The sequence below is a fragment of the Streptomyces sp. NPDC093018 genome (genome assembly GCF_040684035.1).
GTDB classification, from domain to species: Bacteria; Actinomycetota; Actinomycetes; order Streptomycetales; family Streptomycetaceae; genus Streptomyces; species Streptomyces murinus.
In genome coordinates, this window is the sequence record NZ_JBFBFF010000002.1 from 731,494 (window position 1) to 745,160 (window position 13,667).

Annotated in this window: 11 protein-coding genes; 7 read left to right on the plus strand and 4 right to left on the minus strand. The window is 70.7% G+C overall.

Going from position 1 to position 13,667, the window contains the following annotated elements; translation table 11 throughout:
- Positions 1 to 37 precede the first annotated feature (37 nt).
- The 3 genes from AB0N90_RS07095 to eccE form a co-directional block, all read right to left on the minus strand.
- Positions 38 to 3,130 carry an SCO5717 family growth-regulating ATPase gene (locus AB0N90_RS07095; RefSeq protein WP_365193532.1) on the minus strand — a complete coding sequence of 1,031 codons (3,093 nt, stop codon included), beginning with the start codon at positions 3,128 to 3,130 and terminating at the stop codon, positions 38 to 40.
- Between the two features lie 311 nt (positions 3,131 to 3,441).
- Positions 3,442 to 4,191: a hypothetical protein gene (locus AB0N90_RS07100; RefSeq protein ID WP_361677490.1), complete on the minus strand. Its 750-nt coding sequence runs from the start codon at positions 4,189 to 4,191 to the stop codon at positions 3,442 to 3,444.
- Between the two features lie 26 nt (positions 4,192 to 4,217).
- Complete coding sequence (eccE, locus tag AB0N90_RS07105) at positions 4,218 to 5,390, minus strand: type VII secretion protein EccE (RefSeq protein ID WP_365193535.1); 1,173 nt, start codon at positions 5,388 to 5,390, stop codon at positions 4,218 to 4,220.
- 363 nt (positions 5,391 to 5,753) lie between these two features.
- Here eccE and eccB point away from each other — a divergent pair, with 363 nt between their 5' ends.
- The 7 genes from eccB to AB0N90_RS07140 all read left to right on the plus strand — a co-directional run bounded on the left by eccB (position 5,754) and on the right by AB0N90_RS07140 (position 12,809).
- Positions 5,754 to 7,283, plus strand: a complete 1,530-nt coding sequence (eccB, locus tag AB0N90_RS07110; RefSeq protein WP_365193538.1) for a type VII secretion protein EccB — start codon at positions 5,754 to 5,756, stop codon at positions 7,281 to 7,283.
- A gap of 43 nt (positions 7,284 to 7,326) precedes the next feature.
- The gene (gene mycP / locus AB0N90_RS07115; protein WP_365193625.1) at positions 7,327 to 8,541 is read left to right on the plus strand and encodes a type VII secretion-associated serine protease mycosin; all 1,215 of its coding nucleotides are present in this window, start codon (positions 7,327 to 7,329) and stop codon (positions 8,539 to 8,541) included.
- 152 nt (positions 8,542 to 8,693) lie between these two features.
- Positions 8,694 to 9,125: a hypothetical protein gene (locus AB0N90_RS07120; RefSeq protein WP_232985593.1), complete on the plus strand. Its 432-nt coding sequence runs from the start codon at positions 8,694 to 8,696 to the stop codon at positions 9,123 to 9,125.
- Complete coding sequence (locus tag AB0N90_RS07125) at positions 9,125 to 10,828, plus strand: hypothetical protein (RefSeq protein WP_365193541.1); 1,704 nt, start codon at positions 9,125 to 9,127, stop codon at positions 10,826 to 10,828. The genes AB0N90_RS07120 and AB0N90_RS07125 overlap by 1 nt, the downstream gene beginning before the upstream one ends.
- A 28-nt stretch (positions 10,829 to 10,856) precedes the next feature.
- A complete protein-coding gene (locus tag AB0N90_RS07130; protein WP_365193543.1) occupies positions 10,857 to 12,059 on the plus strand; it encodes a S8 family serine peptidase in 1,203 nt (400 codons plus the stop codon).
- A 77-nt stretch (positions 12,060 to 12,136) separates the two neighbouring features.
- Positions 12,137 to 12,475, plus strand: a complete 339-nt coding sequence (locus tag AB0N90_RS07135) for a WXG100 family type VII secretion target (RefSeq protein WP_037654437.1) — start codon at positions 12,137 to 12,139, stop codon at positions 12,473 to 12,475.
- 31 nt (positions 12,476 to 12,506) lie between these two features.
- The gene (locus AB0N90_RS07140; RefSeq protein ID WP_037654435.1) at positions 12,507 to 12,809 is read left to right on the plus strand and encodes a WXG100 family type VII secretion target; all 303 of its coding nucleotides are present in this window, start codon (positions 12,507 to 12,509) and stop codon (positions 12,807 to 12,809) included.
- A gap of 245 nt (positions 12,810 to 13,054) precedes the next feature.
- On the opposite strand, the gene AB0N90_RS07145 is transcribed toward AB0N90_RS07140, so the two are convergent.
- Positions 13,055 to 13,666: a hypothetical protein gene (locus AB0N90_RS07145; RefSeq protein ID WP_365193546.1), complete on the minus strand. Its 612-nt coding sequence runs from the start codon at positions 13,664 to 13,666 to the stop codon at positions 13,055 to 13,057.
- Position 13,667 lies beyond the last annotated feature (1 nt).

Genomic DNA, 13,667 nt, shown 5'->3' on the forward strand with positions numbered 1-13,667 from the left:
GCCGCCCTTTCGTCATGCCGCTACGGCTGCCGTGTCGCTACTGCTGCTGCGGGGGCTGCCCCTGCGGGTAGGGCTGGCCGGGGTACGGCTGGCCCGGCTGCGAGGGGTAGGGCTGCTGGCCCGGCTGCGGTTGCTGCTGCGGGGGGTAGGGCTGGGGCTGCGGGGCCTGGGGCGGGTAGGGCTGGCCGGGTGCGGGCTGCCCGGGGTACTGCTGGCCCGGACCTTGCGGGTACGGCTGGCCCGGCCCCTGCGGGTACTGCTGGCCCGGGGCCTGCGGATAGGGCTGGCCCTGGCCCGGCACCTGCTGTGGCACCTGTTGCGGGCCCGGCATCGGCGGGGCGGCCACCGGCGGCGGGTTGCCGTCGCTGGTCCACAGCCCGTGCGCCTGCTGGTGGCGCACGAAGTCCTCGGCGATCATCGCGGCGAGGTTGAAGTACGCCTCCCGGGTGCGCGGCCGCATCATGTCGAGGTCCACCTCGGCACCGGCGGACAGATGCTCGTCGAAGGGCACGACCACGACCCCGCGAGTGCGGGTCTCGAAGTGCGACACGATGTCCTCGACCTTGATCATCTTGCCGGTCTCGCGGACCCCGGAGATCACGGTCAGCGAGCGGGAGACCAGGTCGGAGTACCCGTGCGCGGCCAGCCAGTCCAGCGTCGTACTGGCGCTGGAGGCACCGTCCACCGACGGCGTGGAGATGATGATCAGCTGGTCGGCGAGGTCGAGCACCCCGCGCATGGCGCTGTACAGCAGACCGGTGCCGGAGTCGGTGAGGATGATCGGGTACTGGCGGCCGAGCACATCGATCGCGCGCCGGTAGTCCTCGTCGTTGAACGTGGTCGAGACGGCCGGGTCCACGTCATTGGCGATGATCTCCAGGCCGGAGGGCGCCTGCGAGGTGAACCGGCGGATGTCCATGTAGGAGTTCAGATACGGGATCGCCTGGACCAGGTCGCGGATGGTGGCCCCGGTCTCCCGGCGGACCCGTCGGCCGAGGGTGCCGGCGTCCGGGTTGGCGTCGATGGCGAGGATCTTGTCCTGCCGCTCGGTGGCGAGGGTGGAGCCCAGCGCGGTGGTCGTGGTGGTCTTGCCCACGCCGCCCTTGAGGCTGATGACCGCGATCCGGTAGCAGGACAGCACCGGCGTACGGATCAGCTCCAACTTCCGCTGCCGCTCCGCCTCTTCCTTCTTGCCGCCCAGCTTGAACCGGGACCCGGCCGCCGCGGGCCGCCCGCTCTTCGCCTTCTGCCGACGGTTGTTCAGCAGCCGGTCCGAGGACAGCTCCACGGCCGCGGTGTAACCCAGCGGCGCGGCACCGGGGTTGGTGGGCTGCCGCTCATCGTGCTGGATCGGCTGTGGCCAGGCGGCCCCGGCGCGGGGGTCGGCGGGGGGCTGGGGGGCGTCGGGCTGTGCCTGCGGCTGCTGGCCTTGCTGCGGGAAGCCGTAACCGCCCTGCTGCGGGGGGTTGTTGGGCTGGGGGAAGCCGTAGGCGCCCTGCTGAGCCGGAGGATTGGCCGGACCCTGGCCCTGCTGGGGGAAGCCGTAACCCCCGTCAGGGGCGGGGGTGGGGGCGTTGGGGGCCGGGACCGGGGGGTTGGGCTGGGGCTGGGGTGCCGGGGGCGGCGGGAAGCCGTAGCCGCCGGCCTGGTTCGGCTGCGGGGCGCCCTGGGGGCCCGGCTGGGCGGGGGGCGTGGGCATGCCGGGGTGGTTCGGCTGGTTCCACACCGCGGGCGCGGGCTGCGGCGCCTGCGGCTGGAACGGCTGCTGCTGCCCCTGCACCGGACCGGGCTGCGCCGGACCAGGCTGCTGCGGCGCGGACTGCTGAGGCCCGGCCTGCTGGGGCATGGGCTGCTGCGGTTCCGTCTGCGGCGGCAGGGGCTGCTGCGCGGGCCACTGGGTCGCCGGGGCCGGGGCCGCGGGCTGGTACGACGGCGGCAGCGGGGGCACACCGTGCTGCGGCGCGGGCGGCGGCGTCCAGGCGGCCGGGAAGTCCTGCGGCGCCGGGGGAGCGGGCTGAGGGACGGCGTCCTGCGGGGCCGCGCCTTGCGGAACGGGGGCCTGCGGAGCCGCGTCCTGCGGAACGGTGGTCTGCGGGGCGGCGTCCTGGGCGTCCTCGGGAGCCGCCTCCGCTACGGCCCCTTCCTGAGTGGAGCTCTCCGGCGCGGAGTCGGCGTCCGTGGCGGCCACGGAGTCCGAGACGCCGTCGCCGGTCACCGCGCTGTCGGCGTCCGCACCCGCGTCCCCGTCTCCGCTCCCGGCCCCCTGCTCCCCATGCGCACCGGATTCGGACTCGGGCTCGGACTCGGGCTCGACGGCGGAGGCACCTTCCTCCGAGCCCCCGGCCTCCGCCTCCGGCTCGCTCTCCTTGCCCTGGTCCGCCGCCTCGGACTCGGCGGCGGCCTTCTGCATGGCGGCCGCCTGCTCGGCGATCTCGGCCATCTCACGCTTCAGGGCGACGGCGGAGAACCGCATGGTCGCCCCGCTCTCCAGATCCCCGTTGGAGGTCTCCGGCTCGACGGCCGACGGCGCGACGGGCACGGCCTCCGGCTGGACGGGTTGGACGGGCTGGCCCGGCTGCTGCTGCGGCTGCTGGAGCTCGAACCCGTCGGGAAGCCTGGGCATCGGAACGGAATCACCGAACGACTGCGAGGGCTGCGCGGGCGCCTGAGGCGGCACGGGCGGCGGCATCGGCGGAGCGAACGGCGTCCCCTGCGGCGGCGTACCGACCGGCGGCGTACCGACCGGCGGCGTACCGACCGGCGGGGCGCCGACAGGCTGAGCCCCGACCGGCGGCGGCATCATCCCGGCAGCCGGCCCTGGCCCCGGCCCCGGCGCCCCCGTACCCCCCGGCGACGAGAACGGCGGAAGCCCGGCCGCACCCGAGGACCCGGTGGCATCCGAGACACCCGGGGCTCCCGCCCCGTCGGTCCCGCCCTGCGCGCTGCTCACGCCCCCCGCGCCCCCGATCGAAGCGCCGGAGCCGCCGGAGGCACCCGCGTTCTGCGTGTACCAGGCCGGGGGAGCGTAGTCGATGGTGAACTCGCCGGTGGTCTCGACGGCCTCCGCGTCGGGCTGGTCATCGCCGGGTGTGCCCCAGCCCCCGCGCATCCCGTCCCGATCGCTGCTCACAGTTCCTCCTGGTGTGGTCGAGCACCCTCATGCCGTGGCGGGGCGACCATGTCGTGTCGTTCGAGTCGTCCGTAGTGGTCAGGGGCAGTCCGAGCCACGGGTCCTGCCGGCACGCCCGCTCCCAGCCTAATCACCACGAGCCGCCCCTCGGCAGGCCCGCCCGCCTGTCGGCTCGCGCACACCGGGTCGGAAGGCATGCCGAAACCCCCGGCCTGCCACCCGAGTTGTCGCACGAAACCGGGAGCAACCGGAAGAGAGATGACGAACGGGAAAGGGAGAGAAAGCGAATAAAACCAACAGGCAAGGGCAATTCAGTCCATGCGTCGAGGTGTGCCCAGCAATCCGGTCTCGGCGTCGGTCGGTTGGGTCAGCACATATTGCCGATCCCGGTCGGTACACCACAGGGTGACACCGTCCGGCAGCGCCGGCAGTGACTCCACCTCGGTGCGGGTGAGCCCCATGGTGCGGCCGAGCTCGGCGGCCTCGTCCGGCGAGACCCGCTGGATACCGGCGAGCCGGGCCTGGCGCAGCAGCCGGGGCGCGACCGGGCTGAGATACGGCAGCAGGGTCAGCACCGACTGCCAGGGCCCGGACACCACCCGGCCGCGCGGGGGCCGCATACCGCAGTCCCGCACCACCACGACCGGCGTCCCGGCCGAGGCACCCTGCGGGGGCACGCGCCCGACGTCGTACACGGACAGTCCGTTCTGCCCGCCGCCCATGGCGTGCACCATCTGCATCCAGGCCTGCGGCCGACCGGTCTCCACGGCCACGCGCGCGCCGGTGGCGGCCGAGCGCAGCGCCAGTACCTGCGCGGTCCACAGGCCGCCGATCAGGACGACGTCGTAGGGCGTCGGCCGGTTGATGCCCAGGACGGCGGGCTGGCCCTCGGCGTCCACCCCGGCCACCACGCCGTCGTCTCCGATGGGCAGCGCGAGCGCGTCCAGCAGCTGGGCGGAGAGCGAGTGCCGGCCGTGCCGGGGGCCGAGCAGTCCGAGACCGTGCCGCAGCCGCTCACCGAGGCCACGCGGCCCGGAGCCGTCCGCCGCCTGCCGGTTCAGGTCGGGGGAAGTCGTGGGAATCGTCGTCACCGCGCACCTCCGAGAGGCAGTGTGGCCAGCATGCCGGGCAGTTGCTCACGGTCGAGGCGGGCCAGACCGGCACCGGCCTTGCGGGCCGCTGCCTCCAACGCCCGGCGCGCCGCCACGAGTTCGTCGTCGCTGCGCCCGGTCACCCGCAGATGCCCGCACAGCGAGACCTCCTGCCGGTCGCCGCGCGCGAGGGTGAGGCTGAAGGTGGTGGCGAGCGCCGGTATCGCCGTGACCTGCGCGACCAGCTGCGGCAGCGATTCGCCGCGCCCGCCGCCCAGTTCGGGCCAGCGCCGCACCCAGTAGGTGGTGTGCCGACGGTTGTCGCAACGCCAGCTGCGCCCGGACTCCTCCGTACGCCGCTCCCGTGCCTCACTGCGCCCCGCCTCCGCGGTGACCAGCGGATTGGCGCAGGCCGAGGTGGCGAGCGCGGCGATCAGCTCCTCCTCGTCGAGCACCCGCGCCCGGAAACCCGCGCCGGTCAGCCGGCTCGCCAGATGGTCCGCGCTGCGCACGACACACTTCTGCGCCCCGAGCAGCCCGCCCCCACGTGCCGCCACCGCCTCCGCGCACGCCTGCGGATCCAGCTTCAACGCGATCCAGGTGATCCGCACGGCCGGGGCCCCGGTCTGTTCCTGCAACGGCAGGTAGTTGGCGACGGCCACCGACTGCTGCGGCAGATGCAACGCGGGCGCCGGCTGCGTGTGCAGCACCACCTGCGCCGACTCCAGCCGTATCCCGTCCACCTCCAGCGCGTCCCGCACCAGCCCCAACGGCAACGGCTGCCGACTCCGCTCCGCCCGCAACGCCGTCGCGTCGGCCTCCACCTGGAGAACAGCGGTGACGAAGGTGCCGTCACCGACGATTCCGACGGGGCTGCGGTCGCGCCCGCCGTACGCGTACGTGCGCAGGCTCGGCTCGCATTCGAGCGCGGGCACCAGCGAGGGTTCGGTGCCCGGCGGTATCGGGGTGTTCGCGGCACGGCGCTGCCGGGCCTTCAACTCCCGCGCGGTGGTCAGCCATTCGGGCAGTGAGCGCCCCCGGCGCCGGACGAACGCGAGGGCGACCAGCAGGACGGCGACGACCGCGGCGGGCGCCAGGGCCATCGGGCCGATGACCCAGCCGACGACGAGCACGGCCAGCGCGAGTTCCGGAAGTACGAGCCGTTGCATGCGGAACGAGCCGGACAGCGTCGGGCGGACGCCCGGGCCCGCCGGATCCGGGAGCCGCTGTTCCCGGGGCGGCGCCGACCGCGTCTCCGCCGGTTGCGGACCGGGCGTCGAGGGGCCGGTTCCCCGTCCGTGCCGGCGCGTACGAGACCGCGTCCCGGAAGCCCTCAACTCATCCCCCCATTTTCCTCACAACTCCCTGCCGTGCGGCCCCTGAGCAGAGCCCACGAGGGCCCCGGTACCCTACCCGCTCCACGGAACCGACCGGACACCAGGCATAGTAGGGGCTCGGTCTGACAACGGCGTGCCGGAGACAGTGGTCTTCGACCGGTATCCGGACGGCCACACGGGGAGAATCAGGGGCAGATGGCATCTCGGCGGGATCAACTCAACGCCTACACCTTTGCGAAGCGACGCATGCTCGCGGCGTTCGTCCAGCCCTCCTCCGACGGCTCGGAGGAAGCGGCCCCCAAGCCGTTGCGGGCGGTCCTGCCCGGCACCATCGTCGGAGTGGTCGTCATGGCCGTGTTCGGCGCCTGGGGGATGTTCCGCCCGACCGCACCGCAGGGCTGGGACACCCCGGGTGAAAAGGTGATCATCGCCAGCAAGTCGACCACCCGGTACGTCGTCCTGAAGACCGACGGCAAGACCCAGCTGCACCCGGTGCTCAACATGGCCTCGGCCAAGCTCCTGCTCGCCGACGGCAAGGGCGACGTGGTCACCGTCGACGAGTCGATCCTCGACAACGGCAAGATCCCGCACGGCGTCACCATCGGCATCCCGTACGCCCCCGACCGCCTGCCCTCCAGCCAGGAGGCCGGCGCCGACAAGCGCTGGGCCGTCTGCGAGCGCCCGGGCGCGGGCGGCAGGGCCATCCAGAAAGCGGCGTTCGTACTCGCCGCCCGGGACAAGAAGAGGACCGAGGGAACCCGCCAGAAACTCGGCGGCGGGGACATCCTGTACGTCGCCGCCCCGGACGGGCAGCGCTACATCGTGGACGCCCGCGGCACCGCGTACGAGGTCGACAAGAACGACGAGTTGCTGCTGCGCACCCTCGTCGGCGCCGGCCGGCAGCCCGAACGCGTCTCCCGTGACTGGCTCGACACCCTGCACACCGGCGACCCGATCGGGTTTCCCAAGGTCGATGGCAGCGTGAGCGCGCCCGCCGGTGTCCAGGGCAGCCTGCCGGCCGCCGCGAACAAGGTCGGCATGGTGCTGCGGGCCCCCGACGGCGACCGCCAGCAGTTCTACGTCGTCGAACAGGGCAAGGTCCTGCCCGTCTCCGACTTCACCGCCAAGCTGCTCCTCAACAGCAAGGACCTCGTCGGCCTCGGCCAGGCGGGCAAGGCCCTCGACGTCAGCGCGGGCGCCTTCGTGCCGGGCTCGACCGCGTTCGCGGCCGACCGCAAGTGGCCGGCCCTCACCCCGAAGGTCGTCAATGACGCGGGCACCACGAGCGGCGGCCGCGGCACCGTCTGCAACGTCCTCGACCACGTCGACTCCGGCAACGGCACCACGACCCTCAACACCTGGGCGGGCACGGACTTCCCGGCCGAGCTGCCCACCGGATCGTCGAGCGCCTATGTCACCCCCGGCTCGGGCCAGCTCTACCGCCAGTTCCAGGGCACGGACACCAAGGCCGGCGGTGTCTTCCTCGTCACCGACACGGGCCTGCGCTACGCCATGCAGTCCAACGCCGACAGCGGCTCCACGGGCACCGAGTACGGCATGACGGACAAGCAGCGCAAGGAGCTCCAGCAGGAGGCCCAACTGGCCCAGACCCGGCTCGGATACGCCGGTCTCGACCCCGCCCCGATCCCGGTCGCCTGGTCCGTGTTCCTGCCGACCGGCCCCCGCCTGTCGACCACCGCGGCGAGCCAGCCGCAGGGTTCGTAGGAGAAGCCACGTGTCGTACCCGCGTCTGCTCCGTACCGCGGCGATCACGGCCGCCACGCTGTGCACCGCCACAGTCACCCTGGCCCCGCCCGCCGCCGCCGACTCCTTCTCCGACCAGTGCAACTTCCCCAACAAGGTGTATCCCGGGCGCCCCTGGGCCCTGCAACGCGTGCTGCTGGACGAGCTGTGGAGCCAGTCCAAGGGCAAGGGCGTACGCGTCGCGGTCATCGACACCGGCGTGGACATCCAGAACCCCCAACTCGCCCACGCGGTGGACGCGTCGAGCGGGGCCAACTTCTTGCCGGCCAAGAACGGCAAGGGCCAGAAGATCGACCGCGGCAAGGCGAACGGCACGACGGACACCGTCGGCCACGGCACCCGCGTGGCGGGCATCATCGCCGCCCGCCCCATGTCGGGAACGGGATTCGTGGGCCTCGCACCCGAGGCGACCGTCATCCCCATCAAGCAGAACGACGCGGAGGGCGACGGCACCGCCGCCACGCTCGCCCAGGCGATCGAGCGCGCGATCCAGGAGAAGGCCCAGGTCATCAACATCTCCCAGGACACCGCGAACGCCATCCAGCCGGCCGGCGGCCTGCACACCGCGATCAACGACGCGCTGGCGCACCAGATCGTGGTGGTCGCCTCCGCGGGCAACGACGGCCTCGACGGCAACGTCAAGCTCACCTACCCGGCGTCCTACCCGGGTGTCCTGGCGGTCGCCGCGTCGGACCGCAACAACGAGCGCGCGTCCTTCTCCCAGTCCGGTGACTTCGTGGGCGTCGCCGCCCCCGGCGTCGACATGATCTCCACCGTGCCCAAGGGCGGCCACTGCTCGGACAACGGTACGAGCTTCTCGGCGCCCTATGTCGCCGGTGTCGCCGCGCTCATCAAGGCGAAGCACCCTGGCTGGACGGCACGCGAGATCGTCGCCCAGATCGAGCAGACCGCGGAACGGTCGGTCGCCGGGCACGACATGCTGGTCGGCTGGGGCGTCGTCGACCCCGTCCGCGCCCTGACGGACGACGAACACCCCATCGAGAAGCCCGACGCCCACGAGGGCCTCAGCCGCGCCGAGGCCCCGACCCCGGCCCGGCTGGTGCTCGGCGAGACCGCCGACGAACGCAACACCCGCCTGGCGACGTACGTCGCGGTCGGAGCGGCCGTGCTGGTGGCCGCGCTCGCGGGGGTGGCGGTGGCGATTCGGGACGCGCGTCGGCGTACGGCGGGTGGCGGTCCGGGACGCCCGACGGCGTGAAAGATGCGTGAAGGTCACAGGGCTACAGCAGACTTGTCACACAAGTCAGTTGGGGGTGTCAGTCACGTTGACTACAGTGATTGCATTGCGAAGACGAACGCTCGGGGAGTGCTGCCGCCCCGAGCAGGGGACGGAAACGGGGGTGGCGCAACGTGCGGCCTGACGACGGCACGGGCGGACTGAAGGTCGGTCTGGAGGCCCTGAAGACCTTCAAGACGCGTGTGGACTCGGTGCTCAAGACTTTCGAGGGTTCGCCCGGTTCGGCGAAGAAGGTGGCGATGCATACGATCACCGCCGCGTCGTTCTGCGGCAATGGCGGATTTCCCGAGGCCACGGGACTGCACAGTCAGTACACGCGGGTCCATGACCGCCTGATGACGCTCTCTCAGTCGCTGACGCTGCAGATCGAGGCGATGCAGATCGCGGTGCATGGCGCGGATATCGGTTTCGCCAACCTGGACGACGATCAGCGGCGCCGCTTTCACGAGATCCGTATGAAGATCAACGAGCAGTACGCCGATGCGCAGAAGGATCAGCAGCACAAGAAGCAAACCGGCGACAAGAAGGCCGACGGGGGCTTCTGATGGGCGACCACAACAAGCAGCCGGATCTGCATCAGTTCGATCGCTGGGCGGCCGACCAGCAGTTCAAGCAGGAGAAGTCGGCCATGGGCGGCGGCCAGTGCGCCGCGCCGAGCCTCAACAAGAAGGGCGGCGGCTGCCAGGTCAGCGACTTCGAGGGCCACCAGCTGAACGACATGGTCGACATGGTGAAGTCCGCGAACCACGAGCACCTGGAGAATGCCGCCAACGGCCTCTGGGACGCGCGGGACGCCATCTGGAGCGCCGCCGACGAGCTCTTGGAGCACATCGGCCGGGTCGACTGGCACGGCGAGGCGGCCAACTCGTTCCACAGCTGGGCCGGCGATCTCGTCAACCACTCGTACGAACTCGGCTTCTACGCGGACAACGTGGCGACCCAGGTCTCCGCGGCCAGCATGGGACTCGCCTCCGTGAGCAGTTCCATGCCGCCCCGCGACAACCGGCCCAAGATCTTCTCGGTGGCCGAGCAGGCCAAGTTGGACCCGGGCGGCATCCAGGCCCAGGCCGTCGAGAACCATCGCCAAGAGGCGATCACCCAGATGAACCGCCTGGCGTCGTACTACGCGGTCTCGGAGGGGAACCTGCGGGGGCTGGAGGAGCCCAAGTTCGGGAAGATGCCGGACATGGGGGTGCCCAGGGCTCACAGCGCTCCTGTCACTGAAGGCGGCGCAGATGGAGGCCAGACGTCTCTTGCGCACACACCGGAGACTGGAAAGACGCACGATTACTCCGTAGCCGTCCCGGCCCGTCCCGGTGCGGTGGGGAGCGATTCCGGGACGAAGCTGCATCACGTGGTCCTGCCACCGGACCAGCCTGTGCATGTGGACCCGACCCAGCACGTCGGTACCAACATCGACAGCGTCAACACCCTTCCCCCGGACACCGCGAAGCCCACGGTGCCGGTCGCGCCGCCGACCGCACCCGGCCCTGGCGGCGGTGGGGGGCCGATCACTCCCTTCCCCACCGGCCCCATGGTTCCGACCGCGGGCATGCCCGTGCCACGTGGTGGAACGGGCGGCGTCCGGGGCCCGGTCGGGACTTCGCGGATGACCGTACCCCCCGTCGAGGAACCGGAAGCCGGAACCGGCACGGGGCGCGGTCCCATCAGCGGGGTGCGGCAGTCCGTCGTACCCGGTCAGGCAGGCGCACGCGGTCCGGCGTCGCCGATGGGCAGGACCCCCATGGGGCAGTCCCCCATGGGCAAGGCTCCGGTGGGCCGGGGGCCGGTCGGCCGCAGCATCGTCGGTGGAACGCCCCGGACCGGTGGCGTGCCCGGTGAGCGCAGCGGTGAATCGGGCCCGACCGGTGCGGCGCGCACCGGTGGTGTCATCGGCGGTCGGCCGACCACGCCCTCCGCGAAGGGCGTCAACGGCTCCAGGGTGCCGCGCGGCAAGGTCATCGGAGGCGAGCCCGCCGCGCGTGACCCGCACGCCGTCGAGCGACCCGGTCAGCGCGGAGTGATCCGGGCCGCCGAGCCGGAGGGTGCCGAGGGACAGGCCTCGCGCAGGCCTGTGACCCCCGGCGGCGCGGTCGGGGCGCCCAACAGCAAGGCGCCGACGGCGAGGAACGGCGCTCGCGCGGCCGACCACGACGAGCACATGCCGGGACGTTCGTCATCCCGACGTGCCAAGCGGGACCGCGACGACAAGAAGTCGCGCCGGCGGCAGGCGCCGGAGACCGAGTAACGAGATGAAGCGAGGACGTACGAGAGGCATGTTGTCAGCGAGCACGAGACGACTGACCGCCGCGTGTGCAGCGCTCGGCGCACTGATGGCTCTGCCGGTGGGCCTGGCTCCCAGCGCGGCTGCCGCCGACGTCCAGTCGCAGCAGTGGTACCTGTCGGCGATGAAGGCCGACGAGATGTGGAAGACGAGCACGGGCAAGGGGGTCAAGGTCGCCGTCGTCGACACGGGTGTCAATCCCTCGACCCCGTCTCTCCAGGGACAGGTGCTGGGCGACGAAGTGCCGAAGTCCCTCTCTTATGGAGCCACGACGGACATCAATGGCCACGGTACGACGATGGCTGAGCTCATCGCCGGGACTGGTCACGGAGGAGGGCTGAAGGGACTTGCTCCCGGTGCCAAGATCATTCCCTACCGGGTCGCGATGCGTGGGATGAGCTTGTCCGAGGAGAACAAGGCACCAGACCCAGTTGCGGTGTTCAAGGCCATCGCCGACAGTGACGTCAAGATCATCAACATGTCCTTCGCCGACGACATCAGCTATGACGACGAGCAAGCAGCGATCAAATACGCCGCCTCCAAGGGCAAGCTGATGTTCGCTGGCACCGGTAATGATGCCGAAACCACCAACAAGAAGATGTATCCGGCCTCGTATCCCTACGTCGTCGGCGTCTCTGCCGTTGACAAGACCGCGACGGTGGGGAAGTTCTCGAACCACGGCTTCTCCGTCGATCTGGCGGCTCCCGGTGTGGACCTGCCCGCATGGTGCAACGCGAAGTTCCAGTCGTACTGCTCTCATGTGAACGGCACCAGTGATGCCACGGCCATCGCCTCTGCCTCCGCCGCCCTCATCTGGTCGGCCCATCCCGACTGGACCGCCAACCAAGTCCTCAGCTCGCTGATCGACACCGCCAGCCGGCAGTGGTCCAAGGACACCCCCAGCAGCTATCTCGGGTACGGCGTCATCCGCCCCCGCAAGGTGTTGGAGAACTCCAACTTCAACCCCGGCTCGGCGAACGTCGATCCGCTCGCTGTGGAGGACGGGGTGGCCAAGCCGAAGACCTCGTCCTCGGCCCCCGCCAAATCCACCCCCCGCGGCGAGACCTCCGCCGCCGACACCAGCTCGAAGTCGTCCGGCAACAACCTGACGTGGGTCGTCGTCGGAGCCGCCGCCGCACTGGTGGTGATCGGTGGCGCGGCCTTCGCCGTGATCCGGTCGCGCCGACGTGCCTGACGGTTCACAGGAAAGGCGTCACCACTCGGTGATGCGCAGTCAACAAGAGCACAGCTCTCACGAAGGGGAGTGCCGCAATGGCCGACGGCCGTAAGTTTGTAGATGAACACGCGCAAAAGCTCCAGACGAACGTCATCGACCGCTACGACTCGGTCAAGAAGTGCCTCGGCCGGCTCCAGGGCACGATCGACATGATCGAGACCCAGTGGACGGGCCACGGCTCCAACGCGTTCAAGACGAAGCAGCACGAGATCAACGAGCACATGGCCGCCATCGGCCGCATGCTCGAGGACTTCCTTGAGGGCATCAACCTCAACAAGAAGGACAAGACCGCGCTCGAGGACGAGCTCCACTCGACGATCAACAAGATCGAGGTCGACGCGGGCGCGAGCACCTCCGCGCTGAACCTGTACTGACCGGGATCGATCCCCCGAGGAAGAGGAAGACATGACGACTCCGCACTACCAGGATCTGTCCGTCAAGTACGGCGCCATGGACGCGCTCGCCACCGAGCTGGGCAACGTGGCCAAGCAGCTCGAGGAAGACCTCGGCGCGCTGAAGAAGGGCGTCCTCGACGTGGCCGAGGGCTGGGGCGGCGAGGCGTACGACTCGTTCCAGCGCAAGTCCGTGAAGTGGGACCAGCACGCCAACGGTATCCACCAGGCGCTGCTCTCCATCACCCAGCGGGTGCACTCTGCCGGCGGTGACTACCGCGGTGGCGACCTCAAGGGCGCCAGCTACTTCGAGTAAAGCGGATCGAGTACATCGAAGGCCATGAGCACGGCGAGGGGTGGGCACGCGCGGGAGGTGCCCACCTCTCTTCCTGTTCCGTGCGGTTGCCTTGGGAGCCAAGGTCGCAGACCAGTGATCCGAGCCCGAGCCGTTCAACCAGAGCAGGTACGGGTCCGGCGTGACGGCGAAGTGCGCCTCGTCGTTTCCCGCACGCACCGCATGACTCCGGTCGTCCTGGGATCTCGCCCCTCGCCCCGCCCGCGTTACTTCGTCCCGCACTTGTAGTGCTGCTCGATTCCCTCCGCCGCTTCCGTCAGCACCCGGCTGATCCGTGGTATCAGGACCGCGGACTTCCAGTCGAAGTGCTTGCGTACCTCGATCGTGGTGTTGAGGACCAGGTAAACCTGGCCGCCACCGTCGGGGCGAAGCTTGTAGGCGCAGGCATCCGCGAGACCGATCCGGGCTTCGGCCTGCGTGACCCACCCCGTGCGAGCCCCCGTCAGGGGCTGGGCTCCCTGGGGAGGGGTGAGACTGTCCGGCATTCCATCGGCCAACGTCATTACGAACTGTGTGTCTTGCAAGGCGGGACCGGTCTTGACGTCGCACTTCGCGTCGTTCGCAGCTGTGGGTGTTTCCGTGGCGGCGGGTTTCCCGGTGCTGAGCAGTGGCTTGGCCTGTGCCGGGGAGAGCGCGCCCCAGCACAGTGCGTCTGGAACAGTGCCCTTGTCCCTCGGCCACCACTCGATCCCGGCGCACACGACCAGGACGGCGACCAAACCCACCGCGGCGATCAGAACGTTGCGTACCTTCTTCGGTTCGGGCGGCGAGACGACAGCGTCGGGATCGGAGCAGTGCGAAGAACCGGGTCGCGTCATG

Coding starts and splice junctions, on each gene's coding strand:
- AB0N90_RS07135 (WP_037654437.1), top strand. CDS start 12,137: ATGGCCGACGGCCGTAAGTTTGTAGATGAACACGCGCAAAAGCTCCAG.
- eccE (WP_365193535.1), bottom strand. CDS start 5,390: ATGCAACGGCTCGTACTTCCGGAACTCGCGCTGGCCGTGCTCGTCGTC.
- AB0N90_RS07140 (WP_037654435.1), top strand. CDS start 12,507: ATGACGACTCCGCACTACCAGGATCTGTCCGTCAAGTACGGCGCCATG.
- eccB (WP_365193538.1), top strand. CDS start 5,754: ATGGCATCTCGGCGGGATCAACTCAACGCCTACACCTTTGCGAAGCGA.
- AB0N90_RS07145 (WP_365193546.1), bottom strand. CDS start 13,666: ATGACGCGACCCGGTTCTTCGCACTGCTCCGATCCCGACGCTGTCGTC.
- AB0N90_RS07130 (WP_365193543.1), top strand. CDS start 10,857: ATGTTGTCAGCGAGCACGAGACGACTGACCGCCGCGTGTGCAGCGCTC.
- AB0N90_RS07125 (WP_365193541.1), top strand. CDS start 9,125: ATGGGCGACCACAACAAGCAGCCGGATCTGCATCAGTTCGATCGCTGG.